The organism is Amycolatopsis sp. NPDC098790 (assembly GCF_044759945.1).
Taxonomy (GTDB): Bacteria; Actinomycetota; Actinomycetes; order Mycobacteriales; family Pseudonocardiaceae; genus Amycolatopsis.
Genome location: NZ_JBIWAI010000008.1, coordinates 423973 through 436197, shown reverse-complemented (window position 1 = coordinate 436197; position 12225 = coordinate 423973). Strand labels below are relative to the sequence as shown.

At 68.0% G+C, this 12225-nt stretch carries 13 protein-coding genes; 2 read left to right on the top strand and 11 right to left on the bottom strand.

Annotated elements, in window-relative coordinates; translation table 11 throughout:
- Positions 1-12: 12 nt before the first annotated feature.
- From ACIQWX_RS45390 to ACIQWX_RS45350, 9 genes are all read right to left on the bottom strand, one after another.
- Entirely contained in the window at positions 13-435 is a 423-nt protein-coding gene (locus tag ACIQWX_RS45390) for a TadE/TadG family type IV pilus assembly protein (protein WP_400885128.1), read from the bottom strand.
- Between the two features lies 1 nt (position 436).
- On the bottom strand, positions 437-631 hold the full coding sequence (locus tag ACIQWX_RS45385; RefSeq protein WP_400885125.1) for a hypothetical protein: 195 nt from the start codon (positions 629-631) through the stop codon (positions 437-439).
- Between the two features lie 21 nt (positions 632-652).
- Complete coding sequence (locus ACIQWX_RS45380) at positions 653-1543, bottom strand: type II secretion system F family protein (protein WP_400885122.1); 891 nt, start codon at positions 1541-1543, stop codon at positions 653-655.
- Positions 1540-2412, bottom strand: coding sequence for a type II secretion system F family protein (locus ACIQWX_RS45375; RefSeq protein ID WP_400885119.1), 873 nt, complete (start codon positions 2410-2412; stop codon positions 1540-1542). Before ACIQWX_RS45375 ends, ACIQWX_RS45380 begins: the two co-directional genes overlap by 4 nt.
- Positions 2409-3761 carry a CpaF family protein gene (locus ACIQWX_RS45370; RefSeq protein WP_400885116.1) on the bottom strand — a complete coding sequence of 451 codons (1353 nt, stop codon included), beginning with the start codon at positions 3759-3761 and terminating at the stop codon, positions 2409-2411. The genes ACIQWX_RS45375 and ACIQWX_RS45370 overlap by 4 nt, the downstream gene beginning before the upstream one ends.
- A complete protein-coding gene (locus ACIQWX_RS45365; RefSeq protein ID WP_400885115.1) occupies positions 3758-4612 on the bottom strand; it encodes a carbon monoxide dehydrogenase maturation protein in 855 nt (284 codons plus the stop codon). Before ACIQWX_RS45365 ends, ACIQWX_RS45370 begins: the two co-directional genes overlap by 4 nt.
- Positions 4612-5184 (bottom strand): hypothetical protein, encoded by a 573-nt coding sequence (locus tag ACIQWX_RS45360; RefSeq protein ID WP_400885112.1) that lies wholly within the window; start codon positions 5182-5184, stop codon positions 4612-4614. The genes ACIQWX_RS45365 and ACIQWX_RS45360 overlap by 1 nt, the downstream gene beginning before the upstream one ends.
- A 227-nt stretch (positions 5185-5411) precedes the next feature.
- Positions 5412-6395 carry a hypothetical protein gene (locus ACIQWX_RS45355; protein WP_400885110.1) on the bottom strand — a complete coding sequence of 328 codons (984 nt, stop codon included), beginning with the start codon at positions 6393-6395 and terminating at the stop codon, positions 5412-5414.
- The gene (locus tag ACIQWX_RS45350; RefSeq protein WP_400885107.1) at positions 6383-6946 is read right to left on the bottom strand and encodes a hypothetical protein; all 564 of its coding nucleotides are present in this window, start codon (positions 6944-6946) and stop codon (positions 6383-6385) included. The genes ACIQWX_RS45355 and ACIQWX_RS45350 overlap by 13 nt, the downstream gene beginning before the upstream one ends.
- 162 nt (positions 6947-7108) lie before the next feature.
- Between ACIQWX_RS45350 and ACIQWX_RS45345 the strand changes: the two genes are divergently transcribed.
- Positions 7109-7732 carry a prepilin peptidase gene (locus tag ACIQWX_RS45345; protein ID WP_400885104.1) on the top strand — a complete coding sequence of 208 codons (624 nt, stop codon included), beginning with the start codon at positions 7109-7111 and terminating at the stop codon, positions 7730-7732.
- Positions 7733-7818: 86 nt separating this feature from the next.
- On the opposite strand, the gene ACIQWX_RS45340 is transcribed toward ACIQWX_RS45345, so the two are convergent.
- Both ACIQWX_RS45340 and ACIQWX_RS45335 read right to left on the bottom strand, forming a co-directional pair.
- Positions 7819-8157 (bottom strand): DUF6355 family natural product biosynthesis protein, encoded by a 339-nt coding sequence (locus ACIQWX_RS45340; protein WP_400885102.1) that lies wholly within the window; start codon positions 8155-8157, stop codon positions 7819-7821.
- A 1085-nt stretch (positions 8158-9242) separates the two neighbouring features.
- Positions 9243-11531 (bottom strand): helix-turn-helix domain-containing protein, encoded by a 2289-nt coding sequence (locus tag ACIQWX_RS45335; RefSeq protein WP_400885099.1) that lies wholly within the window; start codon positions 11529-11531, stop codon positions 9243-9245.
- 221 nt (positions 11532-11752) lie between these two features.
- On the opposite strand from ACIQWX_RS45335, the gene ACIQWX_RS45330 reads away from it, so the two are divergent.
- Positions 11753-12163 carry a helix-turn-helix domain-containing protein gene (locus ACIQWX_RS45330; RefSeq protein ID WP_400885096.1) on the top strand — a complete coding sequence of 137 codons (411 nt, stop codon included), beginning with the start codon at positions 11753-11755 and terminating at the stop codon, positions 12161-12163.
- Positions 12164-12225 lie beyond the last annotated feature (62 nt).

Sequence of the window (12225 nt, the reverse complement as noted above, 5' to 3'; positions counted from 1 at the left end):
TTCCCCCTTCGATCAGGCGTCCGGGACGAACCTTTCGACCTCGCCTGTGGCTTCTGCGTGCACGTGCAGGTGCACGCCGGGCAACACCGCAACGACCTCGCCCTGCACGCTCGCCGAAGCCGACGCGACGGTCCGCTCGACGTCGACCTGCGACGACCGCAGCGGCCCCTGCGCGAGGTCGGCAAGCAGTTGCAGGCCGGCGGCCTGGCCGGCCGCAGCGGTGCCGTCCTGGGCACGAGCCGCAGCGACCGCCTCGGCGGCCGCAGCTTGAGCAACATGGGTTGCGTGCGACCAGAGGGCGAACTGGATGATCGCCAACAGCGCCAGCAGGAGGAGCGGTGTCGCGATCACCAGCTCGGCGGTGACGGTGCCGCGCTCTCCGGAGAAGGCCTGGCGAACGCGCCAAGCGCCAGCGGTGAACCGATTCGCTGACATTTCAGCCGCCGAGGTCGATGCTGTTGGCTTTCGCGGTCAGCTTCGCGGCGATGATCGCGATCAGCGCGATGGCCAGCACCGCCATCAGGGCGGTCACAATGACGGTGGTCGTGATCTCGCCGCGGTCGTTGTCCCTGCGCAGCAACACGATGCGAGCGACGACAAGGGCACAGAGCGTTCGATAGTAAGTCAGCATGGTGTCTCCTGTGGACTTTCGTTAGAGGCCGTTGAGGACCTGGGTGACGGCCGGGTAGGCGATGAACCCGAGGAAGCCGAGGAACAGCAACGTCACCGGCAAGGCCATCCGTTCGGTGGCGGCCTGGGCATCGGCCTCGGCGTCGGCGACCAGGTGGGTCCGCAACGCCTTGGCTTTCGCCGCTAAGGAGGTGCGGACCTTGGCACCTTCGGTGCCGGCGAGGGAGATCGATGCCGCGAGCTCGGCGAGTTCGGCGATGTCCAGTTCGTCGCCGAGCCGGCGAAGCGTCGACCACGGGGTGGTGCGGGTTAGCTGGGCCGCGTCGAGGGCCCGTCGCAGCTGGGCGAACGCGAGACCGCGTCCGACGGCTGCGGCTGCCAGCAACGCCGCTTCGATGCCGGCACCACCGGCGAGGGTGATCCAGACGAGGTCCAGGAAGGCCGAAAGCGCACCGCGGAAGTCTGCACGTGCTCGCGCGGCCTTGGCGCGGACCTCGATGTCGGGGGCGACGAACCCGGCAGCGGCGAGTAGAAGCGCTGTGACCAAGGGAACTTCGGCGTCCACCGGCAACTCGGCGAGCGCGAGCAAGCCCTGAAGCAGGAGGGGTGCTACCAGGCCGACGCACCCGAGGACGGCCTTGACGGCAAGGTGCGCGTCGGCGCCCCGCTCAAGAACTCGCAAGTCGCGTTCGAGCTTCTTGCCCGGCATGCCAAGGGCCTGCAGAACGGGGAGGAGCGGTCGCGTCATGGCCACTGCCCAGCTGGCGTCCATCACGTTTCCCACGGAGGCCGCCGGTTCGGAGCCCGCCGTGGAGAGCCGTTGTCGAAGAGACGGTTGCGTCGGGACTGCCCAAGTCAAGAGCATCCACAATCCAAGGGCAGTACCCAGCGCGAGGCAGATGACCGTGATCATGCGCGGTCACCGCCCTGTGGTTCGGATGGCTCGCTGAGCGACAGCACCCGAGAAGCGGCGCGGCCGGCGGCGATCCTGACCAGCCAGCCGAACCCGACACCGAACAGCCCGCCGATGACGAGCAGTACGACTTGGCCGAGGGCGCTGTCGTAAGCCGTCAGGTAGGCGCGGTTGAACACCACGACTCCCACCGCGAACGCGACCGTGGTGGCGACGACGACCCGCACCGACGTCCGGGTCCGGGCGCGACCGGTCTCGACGCGCATTCGCATCGCCGCCTGCGACCGCGCCGTCTCGGCCAAGGAACCGAGCAGCTCGCCGAGCTGCCGCGCCTGGTGCTCAGCGGCCAAGACCAGCGCGGCGATGACGAGGTCGGCAGTCGGGTCGGCCAGCTCCTCCGCCAGCTGCCGAAGCGCCGGAGCGAGCCGGTGCCCGTTCTGCAGCCGTGATGCGAGCCCGGCCACCTCATCGCGGATCGCGGCGGGCGCAAGCGGAGCGGTGGCCAGGATCGCCTGTTCCAGCCCGGCCGCGGCCGAAAGCGTGTCGCGCAGCATCTCCGCCCACGACGCGACCGCCTCGATCCGCGCGACCCGACGTACGTGAACTCGATCGGGGCCGACCAACCGCGGCAGAAACCAGACCACCCCGGCAGCGAGCACGCCCCCGACGAGCCACCCGGTCGCGACACCGGCCAGCAAACCGGCGCCCAGCGCGAGCGCCAGCCGAGGGCCCCAGGTCCGATCGACGCGCCAGGGCGGCGCCGACCGAGTACGGCGAGCCAACTCGGGGCCACGGAAGCCGACGAGGACGAGCAACAACCCGACGGCGGTACCGAGCCCGGCCAGGCCGGCGACGACGGCGGTGGTCATGTCGCCCACCACCCGTCAGGCTCGGCCAGCAGGTCGGGATCGAACCCGGCCTCGACGAGGTCGTCGAGGGTCTCCGTGCAGAGTGCGCCGGCGACTGGGCGAGCCCGGCGGTCGATGCCGGGTCGGTAGACCTCGTTCGAGACGACGGTGCCACCATCGGCGTCGACGACCTCGCGGATCGATGAGATCACCCGGCTCGTGCGGTCGGCGGCTTTGTCGAGGTGCACGACGAAGTGCACGCTGGAGGCCACCAGCAGCGCCGTCGCCTCCAGCGACAGCCGCTCCACGCTCTGCGCGGCGTAGGAGGCGAGGCGGGTGAACGCGATCCTCGAGCTGCTCGCGTGCAAGGTGGCCATCGAGCCGTCGTTGCCCTGGGACATGGCGTTGCACATCGGGATGACCTCGGGCCCGCGGATCTCGCCGACGATGACGCGGTCCGGAGACATCCGCAGGCCCCAGCGGACGAGCTCGGCCTGGCTGATTGCGCCGGCGCCTTCGATGTTCGCCTCGCGGGCCTGCAGCGCGGTGACGTCGGCGTGCAGCTCGGGGTCGAGTCCGAGGCCGAGTTCGAAGGCGTCTTCGACGGTGACGATCCGTTCGAGCGGGTCCATCTCCGCGGCCATCGCGCGCAGCAAGGTCGTCTTGCCGAACCCGGCGCCGCCGGTGATGAGGATGTTCTTCCGCGCCCGGACCAGGGCGCGTAGGAATCGCTCGAGGCCGACGTCGAGGGTGCCGCGGCGACGCAGCTGCGCGAGGCTCGTGGTCAGGTAGCCGTGCCGGCGGATCGAGCACGCCGTCACCCCGTCGGTCGTGAGCCCGAGCACCGCGAAGAGGCGTTCGCCGCCGGGCAGCTGGAGGTTCAGCGCCGGCGAGCCGCGGTCGAAGCGGCGCTCCTCCGAGGACGCGCGGGCCGCGAGCGTCCGGACCAAGTCGGTCAGCTCGTCGTTCGAGGCCGCGACCGGGGCGACCTGCGCCCGCGAGCCGTCGGCGTACTGGACGAAGACCCGGTCGAAGCGGTTGACGTTGATCGTCTCGACCTTCGGATTCGCCAGCAGCGGCTGCAGCCCGCCCAGCCCGAAAACCTCGTCGAGGACGGCCTCGGCGATCCGTCGCTCGACCTCCGGCGGCAGGAGCACGCGGCCTGCCTGCAGTTCGGCCTCGCTGTGTGCAGCTGCGGTCGATCGCAGGAGTTCCCCGGCGAGTTCACGGCGGCGCTCTGCAGTGATCGGGGTCTTCTCGGCTTCGGCCCGGTTCGGCAGCTCGGTCGCGAGTGCGTGGTGGAGGACAGCGCGAAGCCGTCCCTCCGGGTTGACCGCGGATGGGCGGCGATGTTCGTCGAGCACGGTCATGGCGAAACCTCCCTGTCAGGCAGCACGACCTTGTGGTGTCCGTTGTGCAGTTCTGGTGCGATCCGGACCCCGTACGCGGGGACGCGCTGAGGTGGGACGCCCGGCACGTGCTGCCCGACGGTCGGCCCGGAAGCGTGTATCGACGGCGCTCCGGCCGCGAGGATTCGCGCCACCTCGACGGCAGCGCGGACGAGCCCGCCCTTGCGCGCGTGTCCCGGGATCGCGTGGCCGGTGAGGCTGGCGGCCGCGGTCGGGTCGTAAGGGATCCTGGCCATGACCGGGATGCCGAGCTCCTGCTCGACCTCCTTCGTCGGGTGGCCCCGGCCCGCGAGGACGAGAGACGGCCGGGTAGCTACCTGCCCCAGCTCGTGAAGCCGAGCGGCCACGTGCGCGAGTTCGTCGCTGTGCGTACCGGAGATCAGGAGCAACGCATCGGCTTGCCGGATCATCAGCTCCGCCGGCGACCCTGGGTCCATGCGACCGCAGTCGGCAAACATCACCACGCCGGGTTCGCGAGCAGTCCGGTGAAGTGGCGAGCTGGCCGGCACCAGGGTGCTCAATGCTGCGCGAGCTTGCGGTCCGCCGGCCGGCCCGGGAACGACCGGCAGCTCGTCCGCGAGAAGCTGCGTGTGGTTCCACAAGGCGCTGGACTCGATGGGCTGGCGGGCCGCAGCGGCAAGGCTGAGCAGGCCGGGCGAGAGTGCGAGCCCGAAGCGTTGGCCGAGGTCTCCCCCGGACGGGTCGCACTCGACCACGACCCGGCGAACGGCGGACGGCCAGTTCGCGGCGAGCGCCACGGTGAAGGTGGTGACGCCGGGCGAACCTTTCACGCTGGACAGGGCGATCAACATCAGCGCTCACCACCCGCGAGCATGACCAGCGTGACTTGCCCGGCCGGCACGCGAGCGAGCGTCGGCGCGGTGGCGCTGGGCAGCTGCAGCGAGATCACCGTCGTCTGGTCGCTCTCCGCCTTGGCGACGCCGGTCACCGTCGCCGCCCAGGTCGACCCGTCGCCGCTGCCTTGCGCGACAGGGAGCGACGTCGTAGGCGAAGATGCCGTAGCGAGCACCACGAGGACGGGAGCCCCTGGAGCGAGCTCGAGCGGAAACTGGCCTGCTTTGAGTCCCACCGCCACAACCGCCTGGCCGGCAGCGGGGATCGTCGACGGCCCGAGGCTGCCCGGGGTGAGCAGGGCGCCCGCGGTGAGGCTGGTGGCCATCGGCTTGCCGAGCACGGTGGCCGCCTGGTAGGACGAGATGGTGGCGACCCCGTCGGCCGCGGAGATTTCGACCTGATGGACGTCGGCTGGCTCGAGAACGTGTCCGATGCCGACGGGCCGAGCGATAGCCAGCACTGGCACGCGGCCTTGAGCGCTGGCTGCCCACCAGAGCGCTCCGCCGACGCAGACCACGATGAGCAGCACGCCTGCCAGTAGGTGCGGCAGGCGCCGTCGCGTTCGGCGACCGGTCGGCACTGCAGCTAGCTGGCCATTCTTCCCCAGCCACGCCACGAAAGCGTTAGCTCCGGAGCTGCGTTCACTAGTGCTGGTCATAGCGTGCCTCCCAGGCATGGTTCGACCGCACCGCGCATCACCGAAAGCGTTGATGCGCAGCAAGAATTGGTTTTCGTTTGGCCGCAGAATCGACTAGTTCACCGGTGACCGGTACCGAGTGCTTGCACTTCGGCCACTCGGAAGGCCGCGGTTGCCGAAGTGGTCAGGTCCGGAAACGTGCCGCTGGCTCCCGCGCCCGACCAGGTCACCGTCCAGTGCACGGTCGCCTTGACGGCGAAGTGCTGCGCTGGCACCACAGCCGACGAGCGGCGGTAGGTGTGGCCGCAGTCGGGCGAAGGCGCACGCGGATCTCCGGCGGCCGGATAGGGAGTTCCGGGACCCGAGCAGGTCACGTCTTCACCGTCGCCCATCGACCAGGAGACCGTGGTCGGCAGGGCCACCGCGGTGACGGAAACGCCCGGTACAGCGGCAGTGGCCTGCTGGGCGCCCCAGCTGCCGCGGTCCAACCACATCCACGTCGGCAAGCTCACCAGCTTGTCGCCGGGCGGATTCGCCTCGATCCGTGGTGTCGGCAGCCGCAGCTGTGCCCGCGCCTGGTCGGCCAGCTCTTGCGGCGAAGGCAACGCGACGGCAGCCGGAGCTTGACCGTCCGGAAGCCAGATCGGAGCCCGGTACAGGCTGTCGTGGACACCTGGGCCAGAACAACGGTAGACGTACCAGGCGCCTGCCGGCGGCTGTTGGCGGCGGAGTTCCGCGTAAGTCACCGAGGCACCGCTCCGCCGGACGTCGTGAAACGCGATGGTCTGCACGCCGTTCACCGGAGGCTGGTAGTTGCTCCGGAAGTACGAGCACTTCGCCGCGGTGTCGTTGCCACCGATGATGCTGTCGCCCCAGGGCTGCTGTTGCCCCGGCGCCGGGTGGGGGTGCCCCGGCTTGCCGGGCGCTCCGGGAGGCTGTGGTGCTTTACCGCCGCCACGGCCTGCACCGACGTCGCAGGAGGGGTTCCCGCCCTGTCCGCAATGGACTTCTCCCCAGCCGTCGGCGCGCGCAGACGACGTCAGCACCACGCAGAATCCGAGCACCGCGGCCGCGGCTAGCGCTGCCTTGCTCAGCCTGAACATGATCCGACCTCGTGGACGGCGAAGGTGGTTACCTTCCAGGAGCCGTCGACCGCCTTCTTGACGAGCGCTTCGATCCGGCGGTGGCCACCGGGGCCGTCGTCGGCCGGCTGCCCGTTGTCGGCGCGGTACTTGAGCCAGTTCGTCGAGTCGCCGCAATCGGAGATGGTGACGCTCGTCGGATCTGCCGGAGGCTCCGCTGCCTGGACGCTCGGATGGTTCACCGGTCGGCCCTTGGTGATCAGGCCGTTGTAGTGGTCGGCGTAGAGGCTGCGCGAGATGGTTTGCAATGCCTCGGCGGTGGCGTTCTGCGCGAGCTTGGGCGACTGCCAGTCGGAAGTCGTCGCGGCGTCCGCCATGTCGCTCCACATGCCGAGGTAGGCGGCCGTCGCGCGCTGCTTCGCGAGGTCGGCCGGGCGCGGGGCCGCGATTGTGGTCGCCGGCATGCTCGACGACGTGGTCGGCCGGCTCGGCTCGGCTGCGCTGCAGCCGCCGAGCAGAACGACGGCCGCGGAAGAAGCGACGGTGATACGGACGGCTTCACGCAGGTTCATGGATTCCCCTCCCGTTACGATGATCAGCTGGCCACCGGGTCGGGAACACCACCGCGGCGGAGGTTCACTCGTTGGAAGGACGAGCGATGCGCCGCGGCGCCGAGCTGGCCAGCATGGCCCCATGGGGACGGAAGGCAGCGCGAGCGAAATGCCGGTGGCGCCGTGAATACCTGCCTCGCCGCGGGAGGCGCGGCTGTCGGCCTGGTGCTGGGCGCTGCTGCAAGCTCGATCACCAAGACATTGCTGCGGCAGCCGGCTCGCGTCGCGCATTCCTGGTGGCTCGGTGCGGCCATCACCGCGGCGCTGCTGGCTCTCACTGGTTGGCGCACCGGCATTCGAGGGGAGCTGGCGATCTACGCCTACGTTCTGGCGCTGGGCGTGCCGCTGGCCGTCATCGACTGGGTCGAACATCGGTTACCTCGGATCGTTGTGCTTCCCCAGCTGGCTGGCGCCGCTCTGGGGCTTGCCGTGTTGTGCGTCGCGCGTTCCGACCCGGCTCCTGTCCTGCGAGCCCTGTGGGCAGCCCTCGCGGCGGCGGTCTTCTACCTCTTGCTCGCCGTCCTGGTCGAGGGCGGCGTCGGCTCCGGTGACGTGAGCCTCGCGGCTGTCGTCGGTCTGGTGACCGGCTGGTCGGGTTGGCCCGAGGTCGCCGGCGCGTTGGTGATCGCCTCCGTCGCCGGGCTGCTTCTCCTGCTCGTTCCTCGCCGAGGCAGCCTGCGAAAGGCCGTGCCGTTCGGACCGTGTCTCCTGGTGGGGATGACCACGGTGATCGCAGTCGCAGGTTGACGCCGACGCGGCGGGCATCACAGAGGGGGCACGGACGCCCGCCGCGTCGACTGGCCGAGGACTGGGAGCCGTCCTCGAGTCGCTGGCTACGCCGGCCCCTCGAAACCCGGGTAACACCCGACGCCGCCGTTCCACCAGGCACCGGTCACTCTCCACCGGATCACGGGCTGGAGGTCGGTCTTGCCCGGCCCGACGCAGTAGCGGTAGAGATTCCCCCAGACGTCCTGGACGTCGAGGTCCACCGTCGTGCCGGTCCCGCCGTCACAGTGCCGGTATTCGCCCCAGCCGAGGTAGCCGCACTGCTCGCGTAGCTGAATCTTTGGCGCCGCAACCGCCGGGTTCGCACCACTTACGACTGCAACCAGCGCCACTGTGGAGATAAGAAAGACAAGAGCAGCCTTGGAGCGCAAAGTACGCGGACTCATTCTTCCTCCATGGTTCTTCTTGAGTCGAAGAGGATTTAGAGGCTCTCCGATGAATCCACTTTGACTCGAGACACTCTGCAATGGAACTAGAACAGCAACCCAGCGTTGTACTGAACCAGTGCCGCCACTGTGCCGATCCTGTCAAGACGAGAACCATTTCCAAGATCGACGGTCAGTGCGCCCGCTTGATCACTTATCACCCCAAAACGGCCCCCACGAGGACAGCGCACCAGCTTTACCGCCCCGAACCCGCAGACTCAGCAGCGGCCGGCACCACCGGTCAACCAGTTACGCACTCGATGCGCGAAGCCAACACCAGCGCTACGCAAATGAAATTCCCGTAGCAGCGTCGACCGCCGGACCCCGTCTGGCGATCGAGCAGCACCGTAGGACACTGACTCGCAACGCGCCAACAAGCACATCAACCTCGGCCGTGATCACGGAAATTCATAAGGACCAAATACAGCGAGTCGCGACACGCCAAACTGGCACCCCCAAAGGATCTTTGATCAATTTACCGAGTCAGCAGTGGTCCCGATTGGGTATTAACTCACGCCTGTTACTCCACGAGATGGATCGTTACAAATAAGCTACCGGACTCGACCAATCGAGGCACATGCCTTGACTGGAAGCCATCGCGCACTGAAGATAGGTCAGTCCTCCTGGCTCGTCATCAAAAGGAGGGCGTGACCGAGAGGACAGAAAGGTGGTGGACGTGAGGAACAACAGCCCCTGGCTGGCGGAATAAATGACGCCGGTTCTCCTCATCTTCGGGGAGGCCGGCATACTCGGCCTCTTCGCAGCTCTCGTGGTAGAAATCATCTTCGTCCTCGGACTCATGTTCGCATGGAGATGCGGCCTCCCCTTGGGTGATTGCAAGTCGCCGTTATTCCGCATTCCTTTGCGTTTGAGTCAGCCTCCCGATCGACACAGAAGGCGACCGGGGAGATAGTTGGCTGCTCGCTGACGTTTCAGTGACTCCCATTACCGGGACAAAGCCGGCGGATGCAAGAGGACCCGTCGGTTTTTCTTTAAATAAATCAGGAGCATGCGGGGCGGGCCCTTGCGACGGGCGTTCGTCAGCCCTAAGCAAACTTTTCTACACCCGCCAGTCCAGCGCTGCGGGCATCTAGGGATGCCAGCCGAGCCCGAACGTCCAGTGTCCGGACATCGCACGCAATGTCCAGGATCTCAAGGCTTCGCGCGTAAGTTTCGCGCGCTTGCTCAAACTGACCCAAGTGTTCGAGCGCCTCCGCCCGGGAGATCAGGGTTTCAGCGGCTCCCCATCGCTGCCAGTCCCGACCACGGACGGCCAACGCTTCGTCGAAATGCTTGAGCGCCGACCGGTGGTGGCCGTGGCGGCTGAGCAGCACGCCGATACGTTGGTGCGCAATGCCGAGAACAGCTTTCGACGTGAACGTATGCGCGCGGTTCAACGCGTCGAGCGCGTACTCCATCGCCTTATCCGCCTGGCCGATGAGATCGCAAACCCCGGCGAGCGCTGCCCGGTTCACCGCGAGACCGATCTTGACCCCGGACTCGGCGAATAGACGGTCGGCGAGTTCGTGGAGTTCGCGCGCCTCGGTAAGGCGCCCGCAGCTGGTGTAAGCGAGCCCGAGGCCGTACGCGGTCCAGGCGCGTGACCGATCGTCGCCGAGGTCGGCGTGACGGCGAAGTGCCTCTTCAAGGTGCAGGACGCCCTCGTCGGTCCGGCCCAGTTCGTGCTCGACCCAGCCGAGTGCCTCGAGGCTTCGAGCGATCCCCGCTTCGCTGCCGGCCGCGCGTGCCGCGGCGAGCCCATCATGGGCCGCGACCAACCAGGTGTTCCAGCTGCGCGTCAGCACGAAGTACGGCAAGAACGCCGTCGGCAGCTGCCACAAGATGTCCTTCGCCCCATACGTCCGGGCGTTGCGCGCAACCTGAAGCGCGGTCGACACCTCCAGCTCGCACCAGGCCATCGCGGATTCGAACCCGCCCACCTTAAACGACATCGGTTCGAATCCGGACAGGTTCTGCGGAGTAGTTCCGCTGTCCGCCCAGTTGGGGATCAACGTGTTGTTGGCTTCCCAGGCTGTGGCGGCATACCACCGCAGGGTCCGGTCATGGGCCCGCTCCACCTCGGAGAGCTGCTCATCCACCAAAGCACGTTGGTGTGCGTATGCCCGCAGGAGAAAGCTGATCCGGTACCGGCCGTCCGGCAACGACTCCAGCAGGTGTGCCTCGGCCAGCGATCGGAGCGCCTCTTCGGCACGTTCGGGCTCCAGGTCGGCAAGCACGGCCACCGACTCGGCCCCGATGACGTTGGCCGGGCCGATGCCGAGGTACCGGAACACTCGCCTGACCATCGCGGGCAGCGCCAGGTACGAGACGTCGACGACGCCGTGGATGTTCACCGCCGGATCGTTCGACGTGAAGAGATCGAGGCGGGTCTTCTCGGAGTCCAGGCACTCGGCGAGCTCGGTCAAGGACGTCTCACGGTGCCGCTGGAGGTGCTCGGCGGCGATGAGCACGGTCATGGGTAAGCAGCCGCACCGCTCGACGACGAGCTCGGCGGCGGCCGCGCTGGCTCGCACTCGGGCCTCGCCGATGCGACGTCCGAGCAAGTCGAGTGCCTGCTTGGCGGTCAAAGGCGGCAGCTCGATCACCGTGCCGCCCGTGCGCGCCAATAGGCCGGATTGTCGTTCCCGGCTGGTCGCCAGCGCGATGCTGCCGGCGCCGGGCAGGAGCCACTCGACTTGCTGGTAGTTCGCGACGTTGTCGAGTATCACGACCGCCGGCCGTTCGGCGAGCAACGACCGGTATCGGGCGATCCTGGCCTGCAGGCTGGCCGCGCCGAGCTCAGCCTGGCTCACACCGAGCGCGACCAGGAACCCGTCCAAGACCTCCTCCGGATCGGCCGGCGCGCCGGGCGCGAGGCCGCGAAGATCGGTGAACAAGCACCCGCCCGGAAAGCGCGCCTGTATGCCTGCCGCCCAGTGCACCGCGAGCGCCGTCTTGCCCGTCCAGAAGCCGCCTTCGATGACGATGGTGACCGTGGCGCCCGGGCGGCCCTGCACCACCAACGCGTGGTCCATGGTCTGGAGCTGCTCTTCGCGCCCGACGAAGTCCGCCGAGGCAGGCGGGAGCTGGACGGGACGGGCCACCGGTTTCGCATCGCCGCGCTGCGCCGCGGCGATCTTGTCCAGCTCGCCGTCGGCCTCCAAGGCAGCGTCGAGGTCGTGGACCACCGCCGGCAGAAGCATGCGGTGGCCGTGCAGCAGCTTCGAGAGGTAACTCGCGCTGTAGCCGGCTTTCGTCGCGACCTCGCCGAGCGTCAGGCCTTGCTCCCTTCGCTTGCGATGCACCGCCGCCGCGAAGCTGTCGATCGTTCTCATCGCGCCTCCCCGCGCACCGAGACGCGTCGGATGACGCGTCTACCTGGGCGGGGACCCGATCGAGCGACAGCGGGCTTCGACAGTTCCTGAAGGCCGGGCTGTCCGATACGTTGGAATGATCAACACGAACGGTACGAAAGACCGGATGGAGAGTCAACCGAACCGGACGCACTGCGACCAACAGTCCAGTATTTCGGACTCGCGGTCCGAAGGGGGTAGGCGTGTCCGAACCAGCTGAGCCGGCGGTCGAGCCCTTCGGGGTTTTGCTGAACCGGCTCATCCGCCTCAAGAAACATGATGACGGCCGGCCCTACACCGTCGCCGAGGTCGCCGAAGAGGTCGGCATCTCGAAGAGCCACATCTACGGCATGATCAACGGTTCCAACGATCCCAGCCTGCGGGTCGCGCAACAGCTCGCCGCCAACCTCGGGGTCGAACTCGAGTACTTCGGGACGAGCGAGCGAGCCCGCGAGATCCAGAACCAGTACGCACTCCTCGCCCGGCTGTCCCAGCAAGGCATCAGCGACCTCGCCTACCGGGCCAGCGAGCTGTCACCGAACGCCCTGTCGACCGTCCTGGACTTCATCGAATTCCAGGCCAACCGCGACAGCGAGAACCACACGTCCGGGTGACTTGTCGTCCAACCGGCCGAACACTTGGCCTGATCTGCGACGATCGTTCGAAGGTGATCATC

What these genes read in the sequence shown, in the direction of transcription:
- ACIQWX_RS45340 (WP_400885102.1), bottom strand. Translation starts at nt 8,157, where the DNA reads ATGAGTCCGCGTACTTTGCGCTCCAAGGCTGCTCTTGTCTTTCTTATC.
- ACIQWX_RS45365 (WP_400885115.1), bottom strand. Translation starts at nt 4,612, where the DNA reads ATGTTGATCGCCCTGTCCAGCGTGAAAGGTTCGCCCGGCGTCACCACC.
- ACIQWX_RS45375 (WP_400885119.1), bottom strand. Translation starts at nt 2,412, where the DNA reads ATGACCACCGCCGTCGTCGCCGGCCTGGCCGGGCTCGGTACCGCCGTC.
- ACIQWX_RS45385 (WP_400885125.1), bottom strand. Translation starts at nt 631, where the DNA reads ATGCTGACTTACTATCGAACGCTCTGTGCCCTTGTCGTCGCTCGCATC.
- ACIQWX_RS45350 (WP_400885107.1), bottom strand. Translation starts at nt 6,946, where the DNA reads ATGAACCTGCGTGAAGCCGTCCGTATCACCGTCGCTTCTTCCGCGGCC.
- ACIQWX_RS45370 (WP_400885116.1), bottom strand. Translation starts at nt 3,761, where the DNA reads ATGACCGTGCTCGACGAACATCGCCGCCCATCCGCGGTCAACCCGGAG.
- ACIQWX_RS45335 (WP_400885099.1), bottom strand. Translation starts at nt 11,531, where the DNA reads ATGAGAACGATCGACAGCTTCGCGGCGGCGGTGCATCGCAAGCGAAGG.
- ACIQWX_RS45355 (WP_400885110.1), bottom strand. Translation starts at nt 6,395, where the DNA reads ATGTTCAGGCTGAGCAAGGCAGCGCTAGCCGCGGCCGCGGTGCTCGGA.
- ACIQWX_RS45390 (WP_400885128.1), bottom strand. Translation starts at nt 435, where the DNA reads ATGTCAGCGAATCGGTTCACCGCTGGCGCTTGGCGCGTTCGCCAGGCC.
- ACIQWX_RS45380 (WP_400885122.1), bottom strand. Translation starts at nt 1,543, where the DNA reads ATGATCACGGTCATCTGCCTCGCGCTGGGTACTGCCCTTGGATTGTGG.